Annotated in this window: 25 protein-coding genes and 2 pseudogenes; 20 read left to right on the forward strand and 7 right to left on the reverse strand. The window is 36.0% G+C overall.

The window, feature by feature from the left end; genetic code table 11:
• Positions 1-4: 4 nt before the first annotated feature.
• Complete coding sequence (locus LG276_RS03590; protein WP_224938959.1) at positions 5-595, reverse strand: hypothetical protein; 591 nt, start codon at positions 593-595, stop codon at positions 5-7.
• Positions 596-714: 119 nt separating this feature from the next.
• Between LG276_RS03590 and LG276_RS03595 the strand changes: the two genes are divergently transcribed.
• The 3 genes from LG276_RS03595 (at position 715) to LG276_RS03605 (ending at position 2,997) form a co-directional block, all read left to right on the forward strand.
• Positions 715-906 carry a hypothetical protein gene (locus LG276_RS03595; RefSeq protein WP_404293528.1) on the forward strand — a complete coding sequence of 64 codons (192 nt, stop codon included), beginning with the start codon at positions 715-717 and terminating at the stop codon, positions 904-906.
• Between the two features lie 236 nt (positions 907-1,142).
• A complete protein-coding gene (locus LG276_RS03600) occupies positions 1,143-1,691 on the forward strand; it encodes a sigma-70 family RNA polymerase sigma factor (protein ID WP_251163242.1) in 549 nt (182 codons plus the stop codon).
• Positions 1,657-2,997 (forward strand): DUF4179 domain-containing protein, encoded by a 1,341-nt coding sequence (locus LG276_RS03605; protein ID WP_404293531.1) that lies wholly within the window; start codon positions 1,657-1,659, stop codon positions 2,995-2,997. The genes LG276_RS03600 and LG276_RS03605 overlap by 35 nt, the downstream gene beginning before the upstream one ends.
• Positions 2,998-3,030: 33 nt before the next feature.
• Here the strand turns inward: LG276_RS03605 and LG276_RS03610 are convergent, their stop codons facing one another.
• Both LG276_RS03610 and LG276_RS03615 read right to left on the reverse strand, forming a co-directional pair.
• Entirely contained in the window at positions 3,031-4,242 is a 1,212-nt protein-coding gene (locus LG276_RS03610) for an MFS transporter (protein WP_404293533.1), read from the reverse strand.
• A 294-nt stretch (positions 4,243-4,536) separates the two neighbouring features.
• Positions 4,537-5,769 carry a helix-turn-helix domain-containing protein gene (locus LG276_RS03615; protein WP_404293535.1) on the reverse strand — a complete coding sequence of 411 codons (1,233 nt, stop codon included), beginning with the start codon at positions 5,767-5,769 and terminating at the stop codon, positions 4,537-4,539.
• Between the two features lie 178 nt (positions 5,770-5,947).
• Here LG276_RS03615 and LG276_RS03620 point away from each other — a divergent pair, with 178 nt between their 5' ends.
• Positions 5,948-6,508 carry a hypothetical protein gene (locus LG276_RS03620; protein WP_404293538.1) on the forward strand — a complete coding sequence of 187 codons (561 nt, stop codon included), beginning with the start codon at positions 5,948-5,950 and terminating at the stop codon, positions 6,506-6,508.
• A 333-nt stretch (positions 6,509-6,841) separates the two neighbouring features.
• On the opposite strand, the gene LG276_RS03625 is transcribed toward LG276_RS03620, so the two are convergent.
• Complete coding sequence (locus LG276_RS03625) at positions 6,842-8,566, reverse strand: M4 family metallopeptidase (protein WP_404293540.1); 1,725 nt, start codon at positions 8,564-8,566, stop codon at positions 6,842-6,844.
• A 235-nt stretch (positions 8,567-8,801) separates the two neighbouring features.
• On the opposite strand from LG276_RS03625, the gene sipW reads away from it, so the two are divergent.
• Both sipW and LG276_RS03635 read left to right on the forward strand, forming a co-directional pair.
• Positions 8,802-9,362: a signal peptidase I SipW gene (gene sipW, locus LG276_RS03630; protein WP_404294378.1), complete on the forward strand. Its 561-nt coding sequence runs from the start codon at positions 8,802-8,804 to the stop codon at positions 9,360-9,362.
• A 51-nt stretch (positions 9,363-9,413) separates the two neighbouring features.
• Positions 9,414-10,016: a TasA family protein gene (locus LG276_RS03635; protein WP_224938951.1), complete on the forward strand. Its 603-nt coding sequence runs from the start codon at positions 9,414-9,416 to the stop codon at positions 10,014-10,016.
• 280 nt (positions 10,017-10,296) lie between these two features.
• Here the strand turns inward: LG276_RS03635 and LG276_RS03640 are convergent, their stop codons facing one another.
• The gene (locus LG276_RS03640) at positions 10,297-10,488 is read right to left on the reverse strand and encodes a hypothetical protein (protein ID WP_224939011.1); all 192 of its coding nucleotides are present in this window, start codon (positions 10,486-10,488) and stop codon (positions 10,297-10,299) included.
• A gap of 221 nt (positions 10,489-10,709) precedes the next feature.
• On the opposite strand from LG276_RS03640, the gene LG276_RS03645 reads away from it, so the two are divergent.
• From LG276_RS03645 to LG276_RS03665, 5 genes are read left to right on the forward strand one after another with little or no spacing between them, the layout of a single operon-like run.
• Complete coding sequence (locus tag LG276_RS03645; protein WP_095370628.1) at positions 10,710-11,369, forward strand: Yip1 family protein; 660 nt, start codon at positions 10,710-10,712, stop codon at positions 11,367-11,369.
• Positions 11,370-11,376: 7 nt separating this feature from the next.
• Positions 11,377-12,498 (forward strand): efflux RND transporter periplasmic adaptor subunit, encoded by a 1,122-nt coding sequence (locus LG276_RS03650; protein ID WP_404293543.1) that lies wholly within the window; start codon positions 11,377-11,379, stop codon positions 12,496-12,498.
• The gene (locus LG276_RS03655; RefSeq protein WP_404293546.1) at positions 12,495-13,181 is read left to right on the forward strand and encodes an ABC transporter ATP-binding protein; all 687 of its coding nucleotides are present in this window, start codon (positions 12,495-12,497) and stop codon (positions 13,179-13,181) included. The genes LG276_RS03650 and LG276_RS03655 overlap by 4 nt, the downstream gene beginning before the upstream one ends.
• A 2-nt stretch (positions 13,182-13,183) precedes the next feature.
• The gene (locus LG276_RS03660) at positions 13,184-14,377 is read left to right on the forward strand and encodes an ABC transporter permease (protein WP_289432843.1); all 1,194 of its coding nucleotides are present in this window, start codon (positions 13,184-13,186) and stop codon (positions 14,375-14,377) included.
• Between the two features lie 55 nt (positions 14,378-14,432).
• On the forward strand, positions 14,433-15,035 hold the full coding sequence (locus LG276_RS03665) for a YIP1 family protein (RefSeq protein WP_404293548.1): 603 nt from the start codon (positions 14,433-14,435) through the stop codon (positions 15,033-15,035).
• 152 nt (positions 15,036-15,187) lie between these two features.
• On the opposite strand, the gene LG276_RS03670 is transcribed toward LG276_RS03665, so the two are convergent.
• Positions 15,188-16,138 (reverse strand): lytic polysaccharide monooxygenase, encoded by a 951-nt coding sequence (locus tag LG276_RS03670; protein ID WP_251163228.1) that lies wholly within the window; start codon positions 16,136-16,138, stop codon positions 15,188-15,190.
• A gap of 294 nt (positions 16,139-16,432) precedes the next feature.
• Between LG276_RS03670 and LG276_RS03675 the strand changes: the two genes are divergently transcribed.
• From LG276_RS03675 to LG276_RS03690, 4 genes are all read left to right on the forward strand, one after another.
• The gene (locus tag LG276_RS03675; RefSeq protein ID WP_095370623.1) at positions 16,433-16,759 is read left to right on the forward strand and encodes a PadR family transcriptional regulator; all 327 of its coding nucleotides are present in this window, start codon (positions 16,433-16,435) and stop codon (positions 16,757-16,759) included.
• Positions 16,760-16,773: 14 nt separating this feature from the next.
• The gene (locus tag LG276_RS03680; protein ID WP_404293551.1) at positions 16,774-17,538 is read left to right on the forward strand and encodes an HAAS domain-containing protein; all 765 of its coding nucleotides are present in this window, start codon (positions 16,774-16,776) and stop codon (positions 17,536-17,538) included.
• A 231-nt stretch (positions 17,539-17,769) separates the two neighbouring features.
• The gene (locus LG276_RS03685; RefSeq protein WP_322910168.1) at positions 17,770-18,039 is read left to right on the forward strand and encodes a CPCC family cysteine-rich protein; all 270 of its coding nucleotides are present in this window, start codon (positions 17,770-17,772) and stop codon (positions 18,037-18,039) included.
• 243 nt (positions 18,040-18,282) lie between these two features.
• The gene (locus tag LG276_RS03690; protein WP_404293553.1) at positions 18,283-19,032 is read left to right on the forward strand and encodes a formylglycine-generating enzyme family protein; all 750 of its coding nucleotides are present in this window, start codon (positions 18,283-18,285) and stop codon (positions 19,030-19,032) included.
• Between the two features lie 520 nt (positions 19,033-19,552).
• Here LG276_RS03690 and LG276_RS03695 read toward each other — a convergent pair.
• A pseudogene (locus LG276_RS03695) lies at positions 19,553-20,306 on the reverse strand (IS110 family transposase); the annotation flags it as partial.
• Between the two features lie 144 nt (positions 20,307-20,450).
• Between LG276_RS03695 and LG276_RS03700 the strand changes: the two are divergent.
• The 5 genes and pseudogenes from LG276_RS03700 to LG276_RS03720 all read left to right on the forward strand — a co-directional run bounded on the left by LG276_RS03700 (position 20,451) and on the right by LG276_RS03720 (position 24,767).
• Complete coding sequence (locus tag LG276_RS03700) at positions 20,451-20,852, forward strand: winged helix-turn-helix transcriptional regulator (RefSeq protein WP_404293556.1); 402 nt, start codon at positions 20,451-20,453, stop codon at positions 20,850-20,852.
• Between the two features lie 490 nt (positions 20,853-21,342).
• Positions 21,343-21,432: pseudogene (locus LG276_RS03705) on the forward strand (IS3 family transposase); the annotation flags it as partial.
• A 654-nt stretch (positions 21,433-22,086) separates the two neighbouring features.
• Entirely contained in the window at positions 22,087-22,776 is a 690-nt protein-coding gene (locus LG276_RS03710; protein ID WP_404293559.1) for a GntR family transcriptional regulator, read from the forward strand.
• Between the two features lie 29 nt (positions 22,777-22,805).
• Positions 22,806-23,864 carry an NAD/NADP octopine/nopaline dehydrogenase family protein gene (locus LG276_RS03715; RefSeq protein ID WP_404293561.1) on the forward strand — a complete coding sequence of 353 codons (1,059 nt, stop codon included), beginning with the start codon at positions 22,806-22,808 and terminating at the stop codon, positions 23,862-23,864.
• Between the two features lie 138 nt (positions 23,865-24,002).
• Complete coding sequence (locus LG276_RS03720; protein ID WP_404293564.1) at positions 24,003-24,767, forward strand: amino acid ABC transporter ATP-binding protein; 765 nt, start codon at positions 24,003-24,005, stop codon at positions 24,765-24,767.
• Positions 24,768-24,778 lie beyond the last annotated feature (11 nt).

A 24,778-nucleotide genomic window follows, 5' to 3' on the forward strand; every position in this document is an offset into this window, starting at 1 on the left:
ATTATTAAGGCTGGGTATGGTCACTATGTTCTTTTTCATCTCGATCCCTATTCTCCATTGTTTCTTCTTGTTCATCAGTGTAAGCTCGTTGCTCATTACTTTGGCTATTTTTCTGTCTTAAATAATCGGAGCGCTCCCCGTAATAAATAAGGTCAAAAATCGCCCGACCGTTAGTAGGTTGACCATCTGGCAAATAAACAGGGACAATATCAAAAAATACATAATAAAAGCAATAAAAGATAAATGTTTGCCAGAAAATATTATTTGGTAAGACCCCTTCTAATACAAGCGAATTAGCAATAATCGCGCAACCACCTGTCGTTAAAATAGGAGAAGCATAAATGAACCCATGCCAAAAGCGCCCGCTCGGATTTAATTCTTCATACTCCATCCAGCTATTCATAAAGAAGTATCTTCTCACTTCGATAGTAGGTATTTTAAATAATACCGGCCCACTTCCAATCACTAACTTCTTTTCTTTGCTCCCTAAAATGGTCGCTGCTAGGTAATACCCAAACTCTCGAACGATTGTTGTTAATGGCAAAATGATAATGGCAGATAATAAAAGTCTAAGCCAATCAAAAAGATCAAACACGATATATGCACACTCCCTAGCAAAAATATATAGTTTCTATTTAGGCTCATTTATCATGAATTAAACTTTTTCCTATACATTTTTTTAAAAAATAGATAGAAGGTAGGAGGTCACATAGGTTGGTGGAGATCATTCTTGCTTTATTCCTTTGTAGTATTTTAGTGGTCATTGGTGTATTAATTCAACGTAAGGGTAGTGTCAGTTTTATCGCTGGTTATAAAGAGGGAAGAGTAAGGAATGAAAAAAAGCTAGCCAATCGAATAGGGCTGACGTTATCTTGTTTGCAGTGGAGTGCTTTTTACTTATTTTGATTCACTTATTATTCTTTCCGCTAAATGGTTTATATATTGGGATATTGGCGGTTGTTCATTTATTTGTTGTCTTTGCTTTATTTGTACAAGCGGTTATGGTTTAAATTGATAGAGATATGCGGACAATGTTTTTACTTTGTCCGTTTTTATTTCCTGTTTTTTTATAAAAGTACTCATTTTATTGAAACTTTTTGACCTAGGCATTCCTCTAATAGGCAAAGAGAGGAGGAAAAAGGTTGGATGAACGTAGCTTAATTAAAAGAGCAATAAAAGGAGATATGGAATCTTTAGAAGAGTTGTTGCTTATACATAGTGACCAACTGTACCGGACTGCTTACTTATATGTGCAAAATAGAGAGGATGCCCTTGATGTCGTGCAAGAAGCTTCCTATAAGGCCTTCATTGCTATTGAACAATTAAAACAGGAGAAGTATTTCCTCACATGGTTAACGAGAATCTTGATCCATTGTGCTTACAGCGTATTAAAGAAGCGGAACAAGGAAGTGAGGATTGAAGCGACTGATGAGATTTTTAAGCAGCAGCACGAACCAACATCAGAGGCATTACTAGATTTACTAGATGTTATTCGAACGTTAAAAGAAAAGCAAAAACATGCTATTATTCTCTTTTATTTTCATGACCTAACAATAAATGAAATTTCAAAAGTAATGAAAATACCCGAGGGAACAGTTAAAACGTATTTACGCAGAGGGAAAGAAAAGTTAAAGGAAAAGTTAGGAGGGGATTATTATGATGAAGGAAAAAGAATACCTAGAAGCTTATAAGGATATAGAAGTACCGCAGGATTCTCTCAAGCAGGCGATAAAAGTAGGTAAATATCGAGCTCAACAAAAAAAGCGTAAATCTCAACCCCGAATAAAAAGTGTCGTTATATTATCATCAGTCGCAGCTATTATTTTATTGTTTACTAGTTTTCTTTCTCCTACTTTTTCACAGGCTATGGCCCAAATTCCCTTAATTGGTAATGTCTATGCCACATTTAATGATTCGGTTGGTAGGAGCTTACAATCTCAAGGGTTGGTAACTGAATTACATGAAACGTCTACACAACACGGTATTGGTATCGAGATGAATGAAGTTTATTATGATGGAACCATTGTTGGAGCGGTATTTTCGGTCACAGGTATGGATAGCAAGGAGGAACAGATTCAAGCATTATATGAAATTTTTGACGGAGATGAGAACATAGCAGAAAGTCAAGAACTCGTTCATATGAAGAAAGATGGTGAACGGTATATTGGTCATATTCAATTTCCCTACCCCAAAAAAGAGCTTCCAAAAGAAACTACTTTTCCTTTGGCCTTTCTTAGCGTTGGTGAACAAGAAGGTAACTGGAAATTTGATGTGCCGATCAAACAATTACCTTATGAAACAGTGAAAGTAAACAAAAGTGTCACAGATGAGAAATTGGATATGAAATTACATATTGACTCTGTCATAAAGGGAAAGGCCTCTACTACTATTGATTACACAGCTACTTTTCCAAAAGATGAGCAACATGATTTTGTAGAATTAAATGCATCCGATTATAGTGGGAAACCGATTGAAATATCTATTGATCATAGTATACAAAGGGGAGTGGCTGATGGCCGTTTTATAGTGAAGGGGAGAAGTATAATTCTAGAACGGCTTAATGAGGACGATTTAATTCTACAACCCTTTGTCCGATTATCAACACCTGATCAATTTATATCATTAAAACACAAATTACCATTTAAAATAGCATCAAAGCGTCAGGCTTTTTCAGTCGAAATTGATAAGTTGGAAGTTCATAAAGGGAAAGTCACTTTCGATTATCAAATAAATCAAGGAGAGACATTCGGTCGTGATTTTACCTTCTATAAAGATTTTGCTAAAAACGATATTACTATAGTAGAGAAGGAGAGAAAGGATATTTATGAGGCACCAATGAAGCACAAAACAGAAGTAATCGATCAAGGAGCCCTTCATTTCCGTAGCACTTATGAAATAAAAGGTGATGAAGACGATTATATCATCCGTGTAAATTTAGGCTCCTTGAGTGCGAATATCCCACTACAGCTTGATGAGATGAAGATACCCCTAAAATAGTGAAAAAGGGAGCGGATGTCCGCCCCCTCTTTTTTACGTTTGTTTCACATTTCCTTTAACAAAAACCTGTTGATTAACTTTTATTAAAATACTTATCACGGCCATTAAAGCGGCAGATAGGAGAAAAACATGCTGAACATTGAATGTTTCAGCGAGCCATCCCATCAGTAAAGAGGAAAGGGCGAAAATACCTGTGCCCAAAGCGCCTAGTGCGGCGTAGACCTTTGATAACTGTGTAAGTGACACACTCGTTTGAATCATTGTATGTTGCGGTATGCCTTTTATTTGCATAGAAGCACCAAATGAAAAGGCAAGGATAAGTGCAAGAACGGGTAGCGTATTCAAAGCGAATAAGAATGTACTAAAAAACGCTGCGATGGCCCCGAGCATAAACACCTTTCTTATTTTGTTTTCTACTAAATTTGCATACTTCATACAATACAGACTGCCGAGAATGAGCCCAAGGAAAAAAGCGCCATTTATCCAGCCCCACCATTGATGGTCGGCTTGTAGCCTTTCACTCACAAATACATAGAGAATAGCAGCGATCCATACTGTAGCAGCGATGGAATCAAGCCCTTCAATATAGGCCATTTTTCGCAATATCGGTGCTCGATACAGGATGTGCCAACCTTCTTTCATTTCGGCAAACGGAGACGGTTGTTTTTCGTTTGAGCTTTGTACGTTGTTTAAAAAAGAAAGGAAACAACTAGATAAGAAGAATAAACCAATCACTACCCACAATAAGCTGTTGCTGCCAATACGAATGAGCAACAAACTACTGATGAACCACATGCCAGCTTGAATGATTTGTGTTATCGTATCGAAAAACCCATTTGCTTTCACTAATTGTTCACTCTTAACATAATGAGGAATCAATGTTTGGCTGATCGGATTCGCACAGCCATCGAGCAACCCGATGCCAGCAATGAGTATAAAGACAATGATCAACGGTACAGCAACCATTTCAGTTACAAGGAGGGTAAGTAGGGTAATAATGATCGTTTTCCCCACTTGTGAAAAGGTGAGTAACCATTTTAAGTTCCAACGATTCATCACAAGCGGTGAAAGCAAACTTGATAGAAACATAGCTGATGTTATCGTAAAAGGAACAAATGCTGTATAAAAGCTTGACCCTGTCCATTGATACATCATACTAATGATAGATGTAATATAAAGAATATCCCCTATATTCGCAAGAGACTGCCCGAATACAAATAAAGCAAAATTTTTGTTTCGAAACATGATTATTTCCCCCAAGTTTTGTTCGTCTAAAGTTGGATTTGTAGGGGTAAATCAAATTGGATTATGCAAGAATGCTTCAAACTCCTTTCGAATAATAGAAAGATAATGGGGGTCTCACTTTCTACAAAATGATCTATATGGAATAGATGTGTTGTATATTTTTATCTTTTTAGGTATTCGTTTAAAAAACTTCATTTCCTTTGTTTATTAAAACTTTCAATCTCTTGTTTGTCGTGCAGCTTGATAAGGATACCAGGGGATGAAACTTTTTACAGTTATAGTGCCAGTTGAAAATTATATAAGCTGAACAGCTTCTTCTAATAATTCACTTGTTAACTGAGGGGAAGAATTCATTTGATTCATCTCGACTAGTTCCTTCAAAGATGATTTCATTAAGGCAAAGTGTTGATGTTCTTTGAAATATGGGAATGCCTTTTCTGCTAAATATAGTTGGTATTTGTCTTGTTCATCTTCTAATTTATACTCCAATAATTTAAAAAGGTGTATAAAAATATCTTCTTTTAGTTCTAGTGCTATTCTTTGTCCTTCGATAATATTTTTTCTTAAGGTTTTTTTACTACTTAAATGGCCTTCCACTGCAACGAGAATATAATTGAAAAGGCGATGAATGTAGACTTTCCCTTTTTTATTACATAGGCGTATAGACTCCTTCAGGTATTGATAAGCTTCATTATATTCTTTTCTTTTGAGAAGCGTGTTTCCAAGATTGTTCAGTAACATCCCTTTTTTGTCATTATCATTAATTAATTCACACGCATAAATTAATCGGTTATACATAGGTTTCACATCGATATAAGGGTCTTCAGATATGTGTAATAACAATAAGGACTCCGCCTTAATTGCATCAGCGTAATTATTGATTTCTTTATAGTATTTTAATGCCTTTTCTGCATACATGTATGCCATTACTTGTCTGCCTACATATTGATAAGCAAGTGCTAAATGATAATAGAATTCCTCATTTGGGTAATAGGCAATCTGGATTTTATTGAAAATAGCGATGGCTTCATAATGATCATCTTTTTTAGAAGAATAGCGGATGAGATGCCATCCTTTCATATGAAGTAAAAAGTTTTTTTCATAAGGATTCATCCATGCTTCTACCTTGTCTAAAGAACCTAAGAGGGCATCGATCTCCTTTTTCTCTTCCTTTACGAACCAATATCGTAACATTACCAGTTGATAAAAATAGGCATACTTTGTAGATAGTAAGTACGGTATATTATTTAAAATTCTTCGGTAAGACTCTACCTGTTTAATCTTATTCAAGATCAAAGCTTCATTGAAAGAATGCAATGTTTTTTCGATTTCCTCGAACTTTTCACTTTCTTTTTGTAAATCAATTTGTAACTTTTGCGAAAACAATTGAATAATTTCTAATGAATAATCGGTTTTACCATTCTCAATTTTACTCACATGTGTTGCGGTACAAATACCGTCACCTAATTGTGATTGAGTCATACCTTCTTTTTCTCTATAAAATTTAATAATATGGCCTACTGACAATGGTACTTACCCCCTAGATCTATTTAATTAGTAATGTATACAATTGTAATATAGATTTATTGAATTGGTATATTATTTTTAATATTCTAACTTTAATGGGTGTTTTGTCTGATAGGCGTACAGAAATATTCTTAGGTTATAAACAAGAAAATAGTAAACAGGAGGAACACAGCTGAGAATGAGCGCAAGTCTTGTATACGCGTTGCGAAAGAGAGTAAAGAAAGGTAGAGAATTGCGTGAAAGAGGGGTTTACGCGCAAAAAAGAGTAAAAAAAGAGAGAGAATTGCGTGCAAGAGGTGTTTACGCGCAAAAAAGAGTAAAAAAAGATAGAGAATTGCGTGCAAGAGGGGTTTACGCGCAAAAAAGAGTAAAAAAGGATAGAGAATTGCGTGCAAGAGGGGTTTACGCGCAAAAAAGAGTAAAAAAAGAGAGAGAATTGCGTGCAAGAGGCGTTTACGCGCAAAAGAGAGTAAAAAAAGAGAGGGAATTGCATGAAAGAGGTGTTTACGCGCAAAAGAGAGTAAAAAAGGATAGAGAATTGCGTGCAAGAGGTGTTTACGCGCAAAAGAGAGTAAAAAAAGAGAGAGAATTGCGTGCAAGAGGCGTTTACGCGCAAAAAAGAGTAAAAAAGGATAGAGAATTGCATGAAAGAGGGGTTTACACGCAAAAAAGAGTAAGAAAAGGTAAAGAACTGCGTGCATTAGGTATATACGCGCAAAAGAGAGCAAAGAAAAGGTAGGTAATTACATCCAAGAGGTGTATACGCAGAAAAGATAGAAAAAAGATTGGTCAACTCAGAGGAAAAACCCGAAATGGAAGCCGAACAGCAAAAGCGTTTTGCATGTTATTCGAATTTCAAATCCGGAAACGAAAGCCAGACAAAGAGGTTGTGTGAGCTATTCGTAGGTTTAGTCCATAAATCCAGAAAAACCCCCAAATATGAGTGGGATCCTAGAATGGCCCTAAGGCACAACGAATTTTGAACGCTAGCCATTTCCACAAAAAAACGAACAAAGACTATTATTCATAGTGTTTGTTCGTTATGATTACCTCAGTACACAAGATTCAATGTTTATTCTAATACTCCAATTGAATCGTAAGCAGCCATTACAGCAGCTGTTTCAGCGGAAGGTTCTCCATTTCTATCAGGATATAAATCACGTGCAGATTGCACCATAGCTTCTCTCATCTCGGTAAAATTAGATGATGGTACTAAATAGACTGTTAATGCTTTATAAAGAATTTTGCCTAATTTATCTGATCCTATTCCATTAACAGTGGTACCGTAATGTTCTCCACCCTCTGCAATAAGGTAGGCTGCTTTATTGTTAATGCTACTATTAATATGGACGCCACCTTTATCTAACTCTCCTAAATAGCGATCATCATAATGGTCAGGATAAGCATCATCTTTCATCCCATAGTTCGGGTGAAGTGAGTTGTCTTTCGGGTTCTCTAGGGAGCGAAGCCCTCCATCACCTGGGATATTAGGAGTGTATACGTCTTCCCCTATTACCCAATTTTTATCTTCTTCGGCTTTGGAATGATTCTCTGCTAACACACCGAAAATATCAGCAATGGATTCATTTAGTGCGCCTGATTCACCTTCATACGTTAAATTAGCTGTATTTGTTATCACGCCATGTGTCATTTCATGTCCTGCAACATCAAGTGCCCCTGCTAGTGAACTGAAGTATGAACCATCACCGTCTCCATAAAGCATTTGTTTCCCGTTCCACGCTGCATTATTCCACTTATCACCAATGTGCACGGTGCTAATAATCTTCATACCATCGTTATCTAAGCTATTACGATCATGTACGTTTTGATAGTATTTGTTTACCTTTATCGAGTTTTGTTGGGCAGAAATAGCTGCTGGATCGTAGAAGAAGTTAGACGCTGTCTCTACTTCAAAACCTGTAAATCCTAGTAAGGCAGACAAAAGGATAAAAGGCGTTTCACCCATTCTTTGTGCATCATACGTATGAATGGGTACTGAACGATTTTTGACAGTTTCTAATGAATATAAATGGGTTTTACCCGTTTCCATATTCTTTGTCGCATTGAAATTTTGCATTTTTCCTAATAAGTCTAATCCACGAGCACTGACAGTTTCTGTTTCCGGCTCCGCAGAATGAAGGGCATTAAAGTGATGTTGTACTTCACCCGTATGCGCATCAATAAAATAATGGAAGTAACCAGGCTCAGGAATAGAAGTGGAGGCTTTAACTAAATAGGTCAGATGGTATTCATCATTCTTTGGAAATACCATCAGATCTGTTTCCATGCCATCATAATCTTTTATCGCACCAATTTCATTTTCTATCGCAGCTTTCGCCTGAGACTCTGCCTCTTCCTTAGTAATAGTAGGTGTTGTATTGATATTTACTTTTACTAACTCGTTATTTACTTCTCCGATAGAAGCATAAACATTTAAGTTCTCATCTAGTGAAATTGTTTGGCCTGAGCCGTAAACTGGGACCCCGTTAATTTGCTCAACGGTTTTCATATGAGTTGTTCCTATTTGTTTATCAACCTGTTCATCAATGATCTTAAATTGATTCACATTCATTTTACTTGAACGCGCTTTAGGTTGGGGCTGATCTTTTAATTGGTCCTGTAAATAAGCTTGTACAACCTCCTCTTTATTTAATCCTTTCGGTGCTTGCCAGATGACTTCATTGGTCTCTGTTTGAATCGCTGCATATGTGGACAATGGAGAAAACCCCGTGAATGTGACGGACAAGGCTAATGCAGTGGGTAAAATCACTTTCTTAGTAAAATTTTTCTTCTTCAAAACAATCACCTCATATTCATTTTCTGTAAACAATTACAATTATTCTGAAAATTTAATACTACGTCAATATGTTAGCGATTGGGTTAATAAAACGCGACTTTGGACTCTCAACTCTATCATCTTCTATAGGAATCGCACGCTTTATTAGGTCTATTTACAGATAAAAATAACCCAATTTATTTATCAGATATTTCAGTTATATTATTGGTAGCAGAGAAAAACGATGAAGTTTTTTATGAAAGGAGAGTCATTCATATTGTTAAGTCTAGCAAAATGGACACTGCGCTTAATTGGTAATCTACTATTTCTGCTTATCTGTGTTTTATTATTTATTATGCTTTTTGCTCGATTCACCGGTAATGAACCCAATCTCTTTGGATACCAGGTTAAAACAGTGCTTTCTGGATCAATGGAGCCATTATTTAAAACAGGTTCAGTGATAGCGATTAACAGAACAGAAGAAAATCAAACCTATCAAACAGGAGATATTATTACTTTCAAACTTGATGAGATCCTTATCACACATAGAATAGTAGAAACATCTTTAAAAGATGGGGCAATTACGTATAAGACTAAAGGTGATAATAATGACGCTATTGATAGATGGGAAGTCCCGGCACATCATGTGGTTGGGGAATATGCAGGTGTGACTATCCCCTATCTAGGCTATGTTCTGCATACCGCACAAACAAAAGCAGGAGCCGCATTATTAATGATTATTCCAGGCATCATTTTACTCTTCTCTGCCTTTGTGCAACCAGGGGAGAGAAAACCAAAAGAGGTATATACGCAGTAATTCTCTTCTCTACTAAGGGGAAGTGAAACATATATTAGGAGGAATGTTTACATGGGGTTAAATTTTAAGTTAACAAAAAAGAATCTGATGACAGCTGCACTTGGATTATCATTAATTACCGGAGGGACTTATGCTTATTTTAGTGATAGTTTTGCCACTGAAAATACTTTTGCAGCAGGAACACTAGATTTAGCTGTAAATCCGGATTTTGTTGTGAATATTGATAATATCAAGCCAGGTGATGAAATCTATCGAGAATTCACTTTAGAGAATAATGGTACATTAGATATTCATAAAGTTCTGCTACAAACAGATTACTCTGTAGTGGATGCAAATGGGGATAATGTAGAAGACTTCGCTGAACATATCAAAGTAACAATTATGTACAATACAAGCAGCGCAACAGTCCCTGTTGTCGAAACTACCTTGGCAGAATTATCGAATACAGAGCCAGACTTAACGGCTATCGATACATTCGTTGGCGGTGGACAAATACCCGATGGTATCTTAGCAGGGGAGAAAGAAAAAATGTTTGTGTTATTCGAATTTGTTGATAATGGACAAGATCAAAATCAATTTCAAGGTGATCAACTTCGTGTAAATTGGACATTCAATGCTGAGCAAACTGCCGGGGAATACTATGATGAGCAATAATGAGGTTGAATGTCTTTATGTGAAAATGTGAAACATTGCTCTTGCACGGGGGATCCGGTTTAAGAGTATTACATGGAAGTGAATTGCGGACTCTCAAATCAGAATGGCACATTGAGGCCATCGTAAAACTAGATACGGCGGTCTCAAATTAGGCATGAAAAATAAGAGCGCCACAAAAAACTCATGTACTCGAATCAAGCTTTTCTATATTAGTAAGCTTCACCTTCAAATAGAGTGCCTGATGAAACATCTCATCAGGCACCCTAAAAAAGGCGTTACCCTACTGCTGTTTTGGATGCTCCTTACTCAACCTTTCATTTCCTCGTTTAAAGTTACCAGTGAGTTTTGCCAACAATAATTGAATGTTTCCCTCTTCGTTCTCGATCTTATTTATGAACTTCGCCGCTTCTTTTCCATTGATTGTTTTTATGACTTTATGGTTGTAGGAAATCACAACGGATTGATTTTTCATTATTTGAAAACTAAATGGCTCTTCTTTTAAGCGTTCTCTCTTATCTTCCACTCCATTTCAATCTCCTTCTATTCAATTTTATTTCTTTGCTAATGATATGAGCGAAACATCGGTTAATATTCAGCGTCCTTATTAAAATTATTTACCAAAAAAATGAAACTTTACAATTGCCACCACGTATACATTATTGTAGCAAGTTTATAAAAAGGGGAGATTTTTTTATGGAAGCTGAATTAAAGCATGAGGTGGAGGAACCAAAGAAACCGCGTTTATTTGGGATGATTGCCAATCCATCAGAGCAATTTGAGCGGATTAAGCAACGTCCAAAAATTTGGGTACCACTATTATTCGTAACTTTATTATTTACGGTCGGTATGATTATTATGGCTTTATCGATGGACCCGGCTTATCTTGGAATTGATGAGTTATCTTCAGCTGAGCAAGACATGGTGTATATGATTTCACTGATTGGGTTTGTAATTATGGGCATCATTACACCCATTTTTACGGTATTAATTTCTTCAGCTATTTATCTATTAATTTGTAAAATTGCCAGTTCTGATGTGTCATTTAAGCAGCTTTTCTCAATGAATACATACATTCTGGTTATCAGTGTCATTGGACTCATCTTGAATGGTGTCATTCGTATGATAATTGGTGGCAACCCAGAGTTAAATGTGACGAGTTTAGCATCTGTATTAAATGCAGAAGCTACGAGTGTTTGGGCGAGTATTGAAGTTTTCTCCATCTGGCAAACAATCCTTGTCGGTTTAGGTTTGCATAAAGTGGCGGGATTAAGTAAAGGTGTTGCATACGGTGTGGCCATTGCCTTCTTTATTATTAGTATGATTTTCGCATTAGTTACTTCTACGGCGGTCTAAGATAAATATGAAGAAAAAAACTTGGATCATTGTTGGAGTGGTAAGTGTAGTTTTGGTGATGATAGGCGCAAGCGTCTATCATCAAGCTTTTGCGAAAGGACCGTCTGTAACGACTGCAAATGCTGAGAATGAAGTAATTACAGATACGTTAATTGTACCAGGTACATTATCTTTGAAAAATGAACAGAAAGTGTATCCTGGTGTAGAAGGCGAAGAAATTGCTGAAATCCTTGTAAAGGAAGGCGATGCTGTTGAAAAAGGTACAGCTGTCGCCAAGTATGATGATACACGAGTGGCGATGGAGCTTGAAAGGTTGAGTTTACAGATTGAATCTGGTTATTTACGCATCAATCAAGTGGACAAACAATTAGATCGACTCTCAGACCAAGAAAAGGAATTGCGTGATCAAGTCGGCAAAAAAGAAGCCACTAAGCAAATAGCACCGGAAAGAGATCAACTGCAATTAGATTTAAGAATGGCAAATTTAGATGTTCGTCAGTTACTTCTAGAAAAGAAAGAAATAGAAGCACAACAAAAAGATTTAGAGATAAAAAGTAAATTAGACGGAACAATTTTACAAGTGAATGAAGACCAACCAACGGATTCAATGACTCAGCAGCCAGTCATCCATATTGGTAATACGGATGAAATGGTAGCCCGAGGGGTTTTATCAGAATTTGAGTCTTTAAAGGTCGAGAAAGAGATGAAAGCGACAATTCGGACAGATGTATTATCTGATAAAGAATGGAAGGGGAAGGTTAATTTCATCGGTTTAATGCCAGATGAAAACAACCAGTCTGTTGCTGGTGAAGCGACCCCAGCGCAATATGGAATGACAGTTGAAATTGAAGATGATATTACTGAACTGCGCACAGGATTCCAATTAATTATTGAAGTGGAGACAAGTAGTAAGAAGGCACTTACTGTCCCATCTGAGTCTGTGTTATCTGCCGATGGTGAATCTTATGTATATCTTTTAAAAGATGGAAAAGCTCATCGTCAAGACGTGAGTGTAGGCGTTGCCACTGGTGAAAAGATAGAGATATTAGATGGTTTAACTGCTGAAGATGATGTGATTACTAATCCTTCTGATGAATTGAGTGATGGCTTGGAAGTGGAAGTCGAATGATTCATTTACGAGAAATCACAAAATCTTACCAGATAGGCGATGAAATGGTCGATATTTTACAAAGCATTGACTTAACGATTGAAAATGGAGAGTCACTCGCAATTATGGGACCGTCTGGTTCTGGAAAATCGACATTAATGAATATTATTGGTTGTCTAGACCGACCGACGAATGGAACCTATCAACTAGACGGTGAAGATATATCGCAATATTCTGAAGTGGAACTAGCGAAAATTAGAAATCGGTCCATTGGTTTTGTCTTTCAACAATTTCACTTACTACCAAGGCTGACGGCTTTAAAAAATGTTGAACTACCGATGATCTATAGTGGTCTGAATAAGAAGGAAAGAATAGCTAAAGCTGAGCGGGCGCTCATTAAGGTAGGTTTAGAAGACCGGATGGAACAGCTCCCGAGTTTGTTATCAGGCGGACAGAAGCAACGGGTAGCCATCGCCCGTGCACTTGTGAACGAACCGAAGTTGATCTTGGCTGATGAACCGACTGGCGCGCTCGATACAAAAACGAGTGAAAATATTATGGAACTCTTTACCCAACTAAATAAAGAAGGTACTACGATTGTAACGGTAACACATGAACCGGAAATCGCCGCTTATGCGAGTCGTAGAATTCTCGTCCGCGATGGAATCATTGTCGAAAATGAGCGCCAAGTAGGGAGGCGATGACTTTGAGCCTTCTTGAAAGTATAAAAATGGCACTTAGTTCGTTAATGGCACATAAGCTGCGTTCCATTCTTACAATGATAGGGATCATTATCGGTGTTGGCTCTGTTATTATTGTTGTTGCTATTGGCCAGGGCGGGGAAGCCATGTTGAAATCACAACTCACAGGCCCGGGAAATACGGTTGATTTATTTTATCAACCATCAGATGAAGAGATAATGGCCAATCCCAATGCATTGTATGCCTCGGCTTTTTCACAAGAGGATATTCGCGCTTTAGAGGAAATTGATGAAGTGAAAAGGGTCGTTGCGTCAAGCTTAGAATTCGGCCCTGTTCAGTTTCGAGATCAGCAGATAGAAGCAACTTTAATGGGGATTAACGAATCTTATTTTCAATTGAACCCGTTAAATCTATCAGATGGAAGAGGTTTTACAACAGCAGATTTCTTAAGTGGAAAACGGGCAGTTATTGTTAGTCAATCACTTCAGGAAGAGCTATTTGAAGGAGAAGCAGCAGTGGGTGAGGTGATTCGCCTTGGTGCTCAACCGGTTGAAATTATTGGTGTGCTAGAAAAACCAACAGGGATTTTCTCCTTCGGTAGTATGGAAGTATACTTGCCTAGTTCGACTTGGTTAACGATTTATGGCAGTAGTGATATATCGCAAGTGACATTACAGACTGATTCGGCAGATGATTTACAGCAGGCAGGAGAGAAAGCAGCCTCTCTAATGAACAGTCGCTATAACACGGAAGAAGCATACCAAGTGTTAAATATGGAAGAAATCGCTGAAGGACTCGGTCAGGTCACAACAATTATGACGATGATTATTGGTAGTATTGCCGGGATCTCATTATTTGTCGGTGGAATTGGCGTCATGAATATCATGCTTGTCTCTGTCACAGAGCGTACGCGTGAAATTGGCATAAGAAAAGCGTTAGGCGCAACGAGACAGCAAGTATTAACTCAATTCCTCATAGAGTCAATTACACTTACTTTCATTGGTGGTGTAGTCGGTATTCTGCTTGGTTGGGGTGTGACAACATTAATTAGTCTATTTGCGGGTTGGCCGTCTCTCATGAGTTGGCAAGTCATTGCTGGAGGCATGCTATTCTCTATGCTAATCGGTGTTATCTTTGGGATATTACCTGCAAGTAAAGCATCAAAGCTCGACCCTATTGAATCATTGCGTTATGAATAATTAGAAGAAGTGTAGTAGATAAGCTGCACTTCTTTTTGTTAGAGGAGGAACCGTGATGTGGAACGATTTAAAATCACTAGTATCAGAGCCGTCTATGCTCTTTAAACAGTTAAAGCAAACACCAAAGGTGAAAAGTGCCTTATTTATTGTCTTTATTTTATCCTTTATTCATATGTTTTTCGGTGCATTTTACGTAGAATCCAGTATATTTTCTGAAGTCGGTTTGGATGAAATGGGAGGTATGTGGCTAAGTATCGTACCAATCTCTATTGCCAGTTTATTTGGTCCCATATTTTTTATAACAGTTGTGAGCTTAATAATTTGGGTCATAACAAAAGTGGTCAAAACAGGTGCAACCTTTACACAATTATTTTCCATGTATACATATATTGTCATTGTAACGACTTTTGGTGATGTCTTGAATGTCATTATTCAAGCCCTAGTTGGTAGTGATGGCTTAATTAAGGTAACAAGTATTGGTTATTTGTTTAACAGTGACGTGTCAAGTCCGCTACATTTACTCGAAGTATTCTTTATATGGGAACTTATCCTCGTGGGTATAGGTCTTCAATATACAGCTGGAATTAGGAGAATATGGGCGTGGATAGTGGTTAGTCTTTATGTTCTTTTCATTTTCATTATAAGGATCCTCCCATAATGAAGGAAGAGAGACGGTGCAAGCTGGTAGATAAGAGGAATGAGATGTCCACATAGGCGGTTTCGCCAAATGAAAAAAGAAGTGTGGGCAAATGAGAAATGCCCACACAACTTCTCTTGTATAATTAGGAGAGCAATAAGTGATTCACCTACTTAAATTTCTTCCCAGACACTAGATTCACCTGGCACGTCCCCTTTTGACCACCATTTAGCCTTAAAAAGTTGCCCATTAAACAGTACTTGGTCACCACCATAGTAAATGACTTCGCTATTCCATTCACGGTTTTCCGCTTCGCTGATGAGTTGCCACACACTCGATATACCAGGTTGATCCCCTTTTGTCCACCACTGTGCCTCATATGTTAAACCGTTATAAATTACACGATCCCCTTCTACATAAATAGTGTCTGTCTGCCAAGTATCGCCTTCAATAGGCGTTTCGGGTTCTGGGTCTGTGCTTGGTTCTTCCGGTTCAGGTGTTGGCTCAGGATCAGGTTCGGGTGTAGGTATATTATTTTCACCAGAGAATTCGGCATCAATCACATGATAAAAGGCGTTACTTGTATTCGCCACATCCCATACAGCTAAGATCACATGATAGCCTTCACGCTCAGGTACGGTTACTTCATGTGAAACGGTTGAGCCTGGGACTGCCCCATAATCATTTTCTTCATAGAAAGGGGTTAATTCAAATTGATCCCGCGTTAAGGGTGCATTAGGGTCCCAATCTTCTTTTGTTATGTAATAATGCCATTTGGCGGTTGAGTGAGCAGCAGTTAAATGCCATGTAAATGTTTGCTCCCCTGCATCCATATCGACTTTTGCCCATCGCGTTTCGGATTGTTCGTCCAATTCAGGAAATATCCCATTGGCTGAAGCAAATTGGCCATCTGCTAAACCTGCTTCAGGAAAACCTTTTGTTGTTTCGGTTGATTGTGGTTCATACTGAACTCTGCCACAATTTTCATTGGCACCTTGTGCACATAGAAGGGCACGAGAAGGTTGTTGCTCGACATAACCATGTCCGAATGCTGCACCTGGAGCCATAAGCATGGCAGTCATAAGTATCGCCACACTGAGGTACCGTTTTTTCTTTCCATTCATATCCTTCATCTCCTTTAATAATTGAACGTACTAAAAGTGTATCGTTCTATTGGTTATGAATAAATGTCAGAAGGACCTAATTTTTCATTTAGATACGATAGCCCAAGTTTTGTAATATAATATCCAATTGATATCTGTATAGATAGAGGGAAAAAGGGTAATTGTTTAACAAACGTTTGATTTAGAGACGCTTTTATTGAAAAATAAATAATATAACCCTTGTTTTACAAGATAGTATCTTTTATACTGTTCCTATACCTTGTAAAAGAAGATAGTGAAATGGGTGGAATAGAAATGTCGCAAACACAAATGATGAAGGGAATTATCGATGGCTGTCTGTTAGCGATTATTGATGGTAAAGAGTGCTATGGCTATGAAATGGCTGAACGGCTAGGTGATTATGGCTTTGATGCCGTGAGTGAAGGGACGATCTATCCGTTACTCATGCGTATGCAAAGAGAAGGATTAGTCACTTCAGTTCGCAGAGCATCGACAGCTGGACCACAGCGAAAATATTATTCTCTTACAAAAGAAGGCAAGCAGGCATTAGCAGAATTTATCCTGAGGTGGCAACAGCTAGAGAAAAGCGTAAATGCCGTCCTAAAAAAAGAAATGGAATAGTGGAGGTGGAAAAAATGGCATTAACACAGAAGAGTAGAAAATTTCTTGAGGACTTGCATATCTATTTACTGTCAAGTGGAAAAAACCTCAACGAAATTAAGGAGATTACTACAGAACTCGAAGATCATCTAATAGAAGCAGAAGCAAATGGTAAATCGATTGACCAAATTGTAGGAGACTCCCCAAGTGCATATATGGAGAGTATTTCAGGTGAAATGAAATCAGATCTTGCGTCATGGGCAAAGTACTTTCCACTTGTCTTGCTGGGACCGATTGCTTTTACCATATTCGGAGATTTACTTGATAACGGAGTACTCGCTTATAGTCTATTTAATATCATAGGAATCATTGTTTATACCTTGCTATTTATTATGGGTGTTTCCATTGTATTTAAATATACATCAAGAAAACAGACATCCGTCACAAAGGAAATAATCATCTTATCGTTACCAATCATCGTTAGCATGCTGTTTTATCTATTAGTACTATTTTTGGATACAATGATAGACACACCGATCGTCAACTTTGGAGAAATCGGCAGTATTGGGTTGGGGAGCGTTGTATTCATACTCATCATCGCCTTCTCCATATGGAGCAAAACGATCATTATTCCAGTTGTTTTACTCGCACTGTTCTTACCAGATATTTTACTTAAGGAAACGGCGCTATCTGAATCTAGTAAGCTAATCATTGGCATGTTCATTACTTATAGCCTCATTGGATTGTACTTGTTTTATATTTTTGCAAAGGAAAAGAAGAAGAAGCAAGGAAGTGAATGAGGTGCTAATAATGATTTATTTTGTTAGGCATACTCACTCCTTCTTTACGTAACAGGTCTTAGAAACAGGCAAGAAAGGTTAACATTAAGAGCAACCCAGGAGTATAGCGAAAAGATTAGATTTACTCAATTTGGAGAATTAAAGTCTAGAGCAAAATTAACAAAAGGGGAAGGGCTTAGTGTTAAGTCTAAAAACGGTGAAGCTATTATACTTAAGTATTGGGGTGATTGTATGAAATATACTTGTCCTTGTTGTGGTTATAAAACATTAGATGAAGAACCGCCAGGAACTTATGATATTTGTAGTATCTGTTTTTGGGAAGATGATGGAGTTCAGTATAGTGACTCCGATTATGAGGGCGGTGCAAATATCCCTTCTTTAAGGCAAGCACAAAAAAACTATGTTGTATTTGGGGGTTGTGAAGAAAGATATATTGAGTTTGTAAGGAAGCCTAATGAGAAAGACGTAAAAGACCCTAATTGGAAACCATTAAAATTTTAAAGAAAGTTATTCAGCTAAGGGAGCTTTCCTTAAATAAAGGGGGAAGACTCTTTGTTATGATGCTATAGGGGCAGAAGAGTTGAAGAGAAGTTTTTAACTTGTGGAATACTTCTAAACAAAACTGGATATTTATGTTAATATTGGTATAACATTGTGAAGAAATACTTAAACAATAATCCTTAAAAGATGTCTTAATATGGAATTTGTGTCTAGAAACATTAACTCAAGACCTAGGAGAGGACAATGTTAGCTAACTTAAATGACTACTTAAAAGATTTAATGGTGTATATTCCTGAAGGAGAAATCAGCCTACGAGATTTTCGAAACGAACAAAAATGGATTAGTTCAAACTATAAATTTGGAATGCCGGGTATTAGAAAAAATTTAAAGGAAGTTATTTGGGATGTTGAAATCAAGCCATTTTATCTATCCAAATATACGGTGACAGAAGAACTTTATGCCATTATTACGGGGGAGAAATATCTTACACCAACAGAGGCTCAAAAACCAGTTGTTAATGTTTCATGGATAGATGTAGTGAATTTTTGTAATTTATTATCTGATAAACTTGGTTACGACAAGTTTTATTATTTTGATAATGAAAGTAAATCAGTTATTTGCAATTATAATAATAATGGTTTTCGTTTACCGACAGATGCTGAATGGCAATATGCATGTAAGGCAAAATCAAAAGGATATCGGTATGGTGAAATTGATGAAATCGCTTGGTATAAAGATAATTCTAACGAACAAGTACACGAAGTTGGTAAAAAAAAGCCTAATGATTGGGGCTTATATGACATGATTGGGAATATTTGGGAGTGGTGCTGGGACTTATACGATGAAGAGACATTTGGTAATTACAGAATAATTCGTGGAGGAAGTTGGGCAGAAGAAGAACGAGGATGTGGAGCTACTTGTCGTCGAAAGAGTATGCCTGACTTTTATATAGATGATATCGGATTCAGAATTGCTAAATCAATCGTTAAATAATTTGAAAATTCTAATTGATATACGTTGTTGGAATATATGGGTAGGTACAGGGTTCATGGAACCCAAAAGACGGCATAAGAGGATAATTTCTCTTAAACTTCCTAGGATGCTTTTCTGGAATATCTTATGTAAATAGGAAAGACCTTAATGATGTTGAACGATCTTCCATTAAAGAGCACTTTTCTTGAATAACGTGGCTTTTTTTGTATTGTACAGGATTACTGGAACAACAATTATTATGGATTTGCTACGCAGTACAAGGATACTGTCCAACAAAAAAATTATATTCAACAATCAGGCGATTTAATTGAAAAATTAGTCTTTTTGATATTGAAATTTCCTTAACGTTGTAAATCGGCATTTTCCTGACGCTACCCCTATGGTGCTAAACCAGCTAATAGTTTGTCAATATTTTTCTCTAAAAAAATAAAATCATTGGTGATATACTAAAAAAGTGTATGCCAAATAACCCTCGTTAGGCTTTTGCTGGAAGGTTTTGTTTTATTTAGTTAGATATACATTAAGCTATATATTGGAGAGTTGTTCTGTTTTTTAATAAGGCAAAAATCCAATGTAAGAGCTTGTTTACACAAGCGATGACAGCGACCTAAGGGCTTTCCTTCTTCGCGTTTCTTATCGTAAAACTCCCGCATTCTTTTGTTTCTAGAGAGTATCTCATCTGTGGTTTTCTTCTTACGACAATCACGAATGGCACAACGAACTGCCTTATATAAGGCATGGCGAAGTCTACTTGATCCTCTTTTAGTAATACGGTTCTGGGTAGCTCTAAATTTACCAGATTCAAATACACTAGGATCAACACCAGCGAAAGCTACTAGCTTTTTAGGATGGTTAAATCGATCTATCTCACCGATTTCAGAAATAATCGTGGCGGCGATTTTTTCTCCAATACCGGGGATAGTTTTGATAATATTATATTCTTCAATTTCTTTAGCGAGAGCGTCTATCTCTGACTCTAATCTTGATAGGTGCTCTTTGTATTGAAGAATAATGTTAATGTACATACCTAAGCTTAATATATGACTCTGGTAGACTGTTTTTTTAAAAGGATTACGAGCTGCCGCACCTTTTAGTTTTAGGGCTTTTTCATTTGTCCATCTGATTGAACGGCTTTTACATAATTCTTTGATCTTATTCGAGATAGATTCATCACTGGCCTTTAGAATGTCTTCAGATGACGGAAACTCTTGTAGTAATAAGAGTGATACCACAGAATACAAATCCCCAAAAACCCCTCGATATTCAGGAAACACGTTAAGTTACACACTAATATGTTTATCAAACGGTTATATTTATTAGATATTAAAAACGTATTGAGTATTTCTGCTACATATACTAGAATAAAATGATTTCTCATCTTTTTGAAGTAGACAATAAAAATTGCCGTAGTACATTTTTTGTACTTAACAGTAGAAAGCAGGTGTAAAGGGTCAAGGATTTGTAAAGAAGGATTTGACAAAGAGTGTATTAAGGAACAAAGAGAAGTTTATGGCATTGCCTATACCCAGAACATACTCTCTGGACGTTGGAAATATATCATTCTTTGGTATTTAAAGGACAAAGAGCGTCGTTATAGTGAAATTAAATCCTTTTTATGGGATATTTCACAAGGCTCTCTTGCAAAGCAACTTCGGGAATTAGAAAGAGATGGCTTAATAAATCGTAAAGTTTATCCAGAGGTTCCTCCTCGTGTAGAGTATTCATTAACCTCAAAAGGGAAAGAATTCATTCCTATAATTGATCTGATGGAAGCGTTCGGAAAGAAGTTTGGGGAACAAGCAGGTAAAACAAAAAGGTAATATCCATTATTTACCCCAAAGAAATGAATAATTAAATGTGGATAAAGTAAAAGTTGTGGAACGGGAAATAGTTCTAAAAGCAACTTTTTCTTTTAAATAAAAGTTTGTGAAGAAATGTACTTAAAGTAACGGGGGCGTTTCTTCAATAAGGAGATTGCACCCTTTTTATTGAAGTATAGGGGGGGTACAGACAGCAAAACGGAAATATTGTACGTTAAGGCTAAAACCATTGATATAAAAGGGATGTTCCAATATCGTTCGTTTATGGTGCATTCCTAATTTTGGTCTTACAAGCATTGAAATTTGTTCATTTATAGCACGAAAACTCATTTCCAAATTCAACGCACCGTTTATTTAGAGAAATTACCTTTTTGGGAAATGTCTTAGCGTACACATTACAGGCAATTTTTATATGTAAACTTGCTTAGCGTACAAAATTTCCGAAATGTTGGCGAGACCCCCTTATAGAACTAAATTCCAAAATCATCATCACATGGTGTATTATAACCGTTATCGATATCAATGGAATCTAAAAAAGATGACCCCTAAACAATTTAGAAATCATCTGTTAGCTTCTTAACTCTTTTTTTATTATGTCCTTGAATTAGGCACCAGTTTAAAAAAGAGAAAACGACTTTTCTCTTTTTTTTCTATCGAATATACACATAATTCCATTTCTCTTTCCTGTCTTCAGCACTTCCTTCTATATTAATTCGCCGAGGTAAAATAAGCTTATATCGTAAAAAAAATAGCATTTGCTCAAATAAAAGCAAATGCTAAAAGGGGTAATACACTACTCTTATTACCAGTTACATTATATAATATACATTCAATTTCATATATTTGTAGATTGCACGAAGGGTTGTTTTATTCCTCGCTTTTACCCCCATACGGTGATGCAAAGCTGCGCTTCTTAAACGGGGAGTCCGCATAACTGCGATGATTACTTGCAAGAACTTACTCCAATATAGGTAAGAATACAATTTTCGAATAAACCAAATATACAAATTATGAAAGGGGATAATCTTTAATCCATTAAGTAATCTTCTATTGAAAATAAATAGCATTTAGAGAGATTTTTAGTTCCTCAAACCATCTAGAGTGTTTTGAAGAATATAAATAAATTAAATTTACAGAAAATTATTAATATTTATTGTAATCGGAAAAATTAATGTTATAATATTTGTATACAATTATTAACTTATACAAAGGGGTGGTGATTATTTTTAAAACTATGGAAAATAATTTGAGTAGGATTTCAGCCAAAGATATTGTTTATGAGCAGATTAAAGAAAAAATTATAAAATATTTACTTGAACCAGGACAACCTATTGTGAATAAGGAATTAGGAAATGAATTGGCAATAAGCAGGACACCTCTTAGAGAAGCATTACAAAGACTTGAAGTAGAAGAGCTAGTTGTTCGTAAATCAAATGGAACATTTAGTGTTTCTCCTATATCAATAAAAGAATGTAAAGAATTATTTGTAATGCGTAGTAAATTAGAAGGAATTCTAATCAGAGATGCAATCGATAATCTTACAGAAGAACACATCGAGTATTTATCATATCTTACAAAAATGGTGAAATTAAACTCTAGATTAGAGAATTATACAGATACAGAGAATTTCGGTGGTAAGTTTCACAATGCTATATACTCTATCAGTGATAATACAACAGTTGTAAACATTATTTTTCAACTAAATGATCGTATTAATAGATATAGACATTTAGCTCATAAACACTTTGTAGATATAAAGACTTCATCTGATGAACATGAGGTCATACTTAATTACATGATTAAAAAAGATAAGATTAACGCAGAATTAGAAATTGAAAAACATGTTATAGATGCAATGAAAGTGGCGATTAAAGCTCTCGAAAAATATAAAGACGCTACCAAATTAGAAAGTAAGAGCAACTAATCAAAAATAAAAAAACTAGGGGTGTTTCTATGACATATGCAGTGATAGGCGGGGGTAATACAGGTCAAGGGATAGCTAGCTATCTAGCTTTAAATGAAGAAAAGGTCAAATTATATACAAGAAATGCAGAAAGAGCAGAACGAATATCAAGGAATGGGTTAGAAATAAAAGGTGTTTATTCTGGATACATAAATTTAGAAGTACACACATCAATGAAGGAAGTCATTCAGGATACTGAAATTATTATTATTTCAACTACTGCAGATGGACATAAACCAATTATTAGAGAATTAAAACCGTTATTAAAGAACAATCAGACAATAGTGTTTATCCCCGGATATTGGGGGGCTGTTGAATGTAAACAAATACTTGGAGAAGATATTGAGGCTAAAAATATTACTATTGCAGAAACAAGCGCACAGCCTTTCATTAGTGATGCAGATGATGAAAGGTCAGTAAGTGTAAGAAGAATTAAAAATAACGTCTTAGTAAGCACACTAGCTACTTCAAAAGGAAAGTCATCATCATTATCACCAGAATTTTTAGATAGATTCCCACATCTAGTTCCTTCCAAAAATGTATTTGAAACTTCATTAAATAATTCAAACGTTGTTATTCATGTACCAATTTCATTATTTAATGCCAGCAGGATTGATGATTCTCAAGAATTTCTATTTTATCCAGATGGTATATCCCCTTTAATAGTTAGATACATTGAAAAAGTTGATGAAGAAAGAAGGAAAATAGCTGATTTGTTCCATGTAGAAACAAAAGATATTCTTACTATTCTAAATGATTTTTATGGAACTAGTTATTCCACTTTATATGAGGCGTTACCTGGTTTATTCCCAGAGGGAGCAGGTCCAACTACTTTTAAACATAGATACTTTACCGAAGATATCCCTTTTGGTTTAGTGGCAATTTCAGAAATTGCTAAGAAAGCTGGTATTGAGATACCTTACACAGATTCACTTATCAATATAACATCTTTACTTTCAACAGTGGACTATAGAAAAGAGGGTGTTAATCTCGAGAACATAACTTTCGAAGAACTATCCAGTTATGGAGGGCTTACTGAAAAAGTTTAATTGATTTTAAGAGTTATATATCATAAAGAAAAGATATATACATTGATATCCCATGGTTTTAAAGTATTGATTAATAACTTTTCTCAAGGAAAATCAATAGTAATTTGAAAGGGATTTCATAAAGGGAGGGTTTTCTAAATGTTAAATATTCAAAACTTGAAAGTATCATTTGGTGATAAAGAAGTTTTAAAAGGTGTTGATTTAACTGTTAACAAAGGTGACGTTGTCACTTTTATAGGACCAAGTGGTACTGGTAAAACAACTATATTAAAGTGCATAAATTATCTAGTTGAACCCGACGAAGGTCAAATGCAACTGTCAGATGTAAGTGTAGATTTTAAAAATATTAATAAAAAAGAAATACTTCAGCTAAGACGTAACACTGCAATGGTTTTTCAACAATTTAATCTGTTTAAAAATAAAACAGTAGTAGAAAATGTGATGGATGCCCAAATTGCAGTTCAGAAAAAGTCAAAAAAAGAAGCTTATGAAAAAAGTATTGATTTGTTAGAAAAAGTAGGTTTGTTAGAGAAAGAAAATGAATATCCTTCTAGATTATCAGGAGGACAACAGCAAAGGGTAAGTATTGCAAGAGCTTTAGCTGTTGAACCAGAAGTAATTTTATTTGATGAACCAACATCTTCACTCGATCCGGAGTTGATAGCTGAAGTGTTAAAAGTTATCGAAAGTGTTGCAAAAACTGGTGTAACAATTCTCCTAGTAACTCATGAAATGAGTTTTGCTCGAAAGGTATCAAATAAAATTGTATTTATGGAAAAGGGAAAAATTGTTGAAGAAGGATCACCCCAACAAATTTTTGAGAACTCACAAAATGAAAGAACAAAACAATTCTTGAAAAATTATAATGAAGAAGCTGCTGTAATGATGGAAGCTGCACAATAAAAATATAAATA

Source organism: Cytobacillus kochii (assembly GCF_044790165.1).
Lineage (GTDB): Bacteria > Bacillota > Bacilli > Bacillales > Cytobacillaceae > Cytobacillus > Cytobacillus kochii.